The organism is Gordonia sp. UBA7860 (assembly GCF_002500165.1).
Classification (GTDB): Bacteria; Actinomycetota; Actinomycetes; order Mycobacteriales; family Mycobacteriaceae; genus Gordonia; species Gordonia sputi.
This window is the reverse complement of sequence record NZ_DLSO01000036.1, coordinates 1-3,069: the sequence shown is the minus strand read 5'-3', so window position 1 is coordinate 3,069 and position 3,069 is coordinate 1. Positions and strand designations below refer to the sequence as shown.

Genomic DNA, 3,069 nt, shown 5'->3' with positions numbered 1-3,069 from the left:
TCGACCTCACCGACGCCGACGGCGAGTCCGTCCACGCCGCGGTCGTCGGACCCGACGGCACCGAACTCGGACCCGACGACGTCGCAGTTGCCCTCCATCGCAAGTAGCGATCACCCACGACCTCACCGTTCATCTGAGAAACCGACATTCTGGGCCGTGCCGTCAACCGTTTGATAAGTTCGCCCTCGCAACCGGACGGCACACTTGGCCGCAGCAGAGGACCCCCGCGGGGACACCTGCCGGAGACCACGAACAGCACGGGATGAGGGGGTCGCGATGGACGCACACTGCCCGAGCCTGTCGAGTCCGCGTGCGCGGAGTCTCGCGCCGTGAGCGTGCTGCTGCTGGCCGACGGCCTGCATCCCGACAACGACACCGCCCGACGCTGGGCCAACGACGAGCTGTCGAAGCCGCAGTATCACGAGCAGGCCACCACGCCCTCGCAGCCTCCTGAGCCCAGCCGGAACTTCTTCTCCATCCTCTACGACTTCTTCACCGGCGGACCGGCTCCGGACACAACGCTGATCGTGACCATCGTCGTCGTGCTGCTGGTGATCATCGCGCTCGTGGCCTTCGCCATCTTCTTCGTGCGACGCACTCCGCGGGCGCGGCGCACCGAGAAGTCGGCTCCCCTCGACGACCTGACACTCAAGTCCGGCGAATACCGCTCGGCCGCAGAGGATCTCCTCGACAAGGGCGATCCCGACGGTTGCGTGCGCGAAGCGATGCGCGCACTGGCGCGGCGGGGCATCGAACGCGGGTACATCGTCGCGGCGCCGTCGTTGACCGCTCGCGAGGCGTCGCGACGACTCGGCGTCGCCTACGACGACAAGCGCGACCAACTCCGTTGGGCCGCTGACCTTTTCGACGCCGTCGAGTACGGCTACCGGCACGCCGACCTCCCACAGGCGCAGGCCATGCTCGAGCTGGAACGCTCGATCCGCAGGGGTCGCGCACGGTCTGACGCGGACCACGATTCCGTGGGTGGCGGCAAGATGAGCGGCGACATGACCAGCGGTGACATGACCAGCGGCGACATGACGAACGACGACGTGGCGGCAGGCCGGTGAGCGCACCCGTGAGCGCACCGCCCGCGGCCCCCGAGGGTCGGTCCGGCCCAGCTCCGTCGCGTCCGCGACATCGACGTCGAACCTGGTTGATTGTCCTCGGAGTCGTGGTTGCAGTGCTGATCGTCGTGCTCGTCGCCGCCCTCGCGCTGGGCGGCGCGCCGTCGTCGAAGCCGAAGCCCCCGACGCCGAGCAACACGGTGGCGGGTGATCCCGACAACCTCGGGCCGACGGGTGCTCGTGCCGTCACGAAAGTGATCAGCGATCACGGTGTCGGCGTCACCGTGGCGCGGGGACTCGACGAACTCCGCGATCGCACGACACCGGGCGCCGACGATACCGTCGTCTTGAGCGGCTCCGGCGCTCTCACCCCGGCCAACGCGTCGTACCTCCTCGACAAGTTCCGAGACGTCAAGCGAGTGATCCTGCTGCAACCGACCAGCAGCGCGCTCGAGGCGCTAGGGCTTCCGGTAACCGCTTCACTGGTCGCGCAAACCCGATCGACAGCAGCGTGCTCGCTCCTCGGGATCGCCCCCGACGACGTCATCTCGTCACAGGGCACCGGCATGGGTTCGTACTCCTCGGCCACCAGGTACACGGCGACGCAGCCGGCGGCATCCTGCTTTCCCGACGACATCGCTAACGGTTCAGATGTCGTCGACCAGCCGGGACAGATCGTCGTGGTACCCAGGACGGCCTCGCACCCCGAGATCGTCGTGACCGACGGCGCCTTCTGGGAGAACGCCACACTCGCCGAGGACGACAATGCGGGCGTAGCCCTCCGCGTGCTCGCCTCCTCCGGTCGCCTCATCTGGTTCATTCCGAGCCTTGGCGATCGACCACCTGAACCGGATGAGCCCGACACCGATCCGCGTTCTCAGATTCCGCGTTGGATCGGCCCCGGTTTCCTCCTGGCAGCATTCGCGGTCTTCGCGCTGATGCAGTGGCGCGGACGACGATTCGGCCCCATGGTCACCGAGCCGCTACCCGCCGTCGTCAAGGCGATCGAGACCACCCAGGCACGTGGACGGCTCTACCATCGCGCCGGAGCCGACAGCCGTGCCGCAGCGATCCTGCGCATCCGCACCATCTCGCGCATCGCCGGATACCTCGGGCTCCACTACGACCCCGTACACGCCCTCGACGCGCTCGACGCCTCCGACGAACACGATGACTCGGGCGTGTGGACACCGGACGGTTCCGACTCGTCGGTCGCCGCGATCATCAGCGTCGCTGCAGCGGCGACACACCGGGACGCCCGCGACTTCGCACGACTCCTGACCGGCCCGTTGCCCGAGGGCGACGTCGCGCTGGTCGTCTTCACCACCGAATTGACCGCTCTAGAGAAGGAAGTCCGGGGCACACCATGACCGCACCCTCAACCCCGCCGCACTCGACACCACCGCACTCAACACCGCCACACTCCACCCCGGCGCACTCAGCGCGACCGCCCGTACCCCAGCCCGCATCGTATCCGCCTGTGCCGGGCGGCAAGTCGGGCGCGGTGGGGTCGGTGGCGTCCGGAGTGGGGTCCGGTGCAGATTCGACGTCGGCGCGTTCCCGGCTCAATGCGGTACGCGCCGAGGTCGGCAAAGCCGTTGTCGGACAAGATACCGCGGTCTCGGGGATGCTGATCGCACTGCTGTGTCGCGGTCACATCCTACTCGAAGGCGTTCCGGGAGTGGCCAAGACACTCCTGGTGCGGTCGGTCGCCGCTGCCCTCGACGTCGACACCGCGCGCGTGCAGTTCACCCCCGACCTCATGCCGGGTGACGTCACCGGATCACTGATCTTCGACGCCGCCGCGTCGGAGTTCAGTTTCCGGGAGGGTCCGGTGTTCACCAATCTACTTCTCGCGGACGAGATCAACCGAACACCGCCCAAGACGCAGGCGTCGTTGCTCGAGGCGATGGAAGAAGCGCAGGTATCGGTCGACGGCGTGCCGCGCGCCCTGCCCGAGCCGTTCCTTGTCGCGGCGACTCAGAACCCCGTCGAGTACGAG

General features: G+C 67.8%; 3 protein-coding genes. All 3 read left to right on the top strand.

Annotation, left to right across the window (positions count from 1 at the left end; translation table 11 throughout):
* Positions 1-329 precede the first annotated feature (329 nt).
* The gene (locus tag B3T59_RS05295; protein ID WP_064906000.1) at positions 330-1,070 is read left to right on the top strand and encodes a DUF4129 domain-containing protein; all 741 of its coding nucleotides are present in this window, start codon (positions 330-332) and stop codon (positions 1,068-1,070) included.
* 104 nt (positions 1,071-1,174) lie between these two features.
* A complete protein-coding gene (locus B3T59_RS05290; protein WP_287001644.1) occupies positions 1,175-2,437 on the top strand; it encodes a DUF4350 domain-containing protein in 1,263 nt (420 codons plus the stop codon).
* On the top strand, positions 2,434-3,069 hold a 636-nt coding region (locus B3T59_RS05285; protein ID WP_287001643.1), incomplete at its 3' end, for an AAA family ATPase. The genes B3T59_RS05290 and B3T59_RS05285, both read left to right, overlap by 4 nt.